Source organism: Undibacterium sp. Ren11W, assembly GCF_049340485.1.
Classification (GTDB): domain Bacteria; phylum Pseudomonadota; class Gammaproteobacteria; order Burkholderiales; family Burkholderiaceae_D; genus Undibacterium.
The window spans coordinates 1-260 of the sequence record NZ_JBMPPB010000043.1 but is presented as its reverse complement, the minus strand read 5'-3'; the positions used below and the strand labels follow the sequence as shown (position 1 = coordinate 260).

The following is a 260-nucleotide window of genomic DNA, read 5'->3' as shown; positions in this document are numbered from 1 at the left end:
GGGTTTGATCAATGGCGGCGCAGCAAAAATCAAAGCTGTGATGCAAAAGCCGCTCGAGACCAAAATAGTAGAAGAGGTCAAGCCACCGCCGCCGCCACCTGATACGCCACCGCCGCCGCCACCAAAATTGGCCGCGCCGCCGCCACCGTTTGTGCCGCCGCCAGAAGTACAAGTGCAGCAGCAAGTGGTACCGACCAACGCGATTGCTGCGGTATCGAACGTCAAACCTGACTCGAATGCCAAACCAACCAGCGTACAAC

General features: G+C 58.1%; 1 pseudogene. It reads left to right on the top strand.

The window, feature by feature from the left end:
• Nucleotides 1-40: 40 nt before the first annotated feature.
• Nucleotides 41-260, top strand: a pseudogene (locus ACO0K8_RS22380) (energy transducer TonB); the annotation flags it as partial.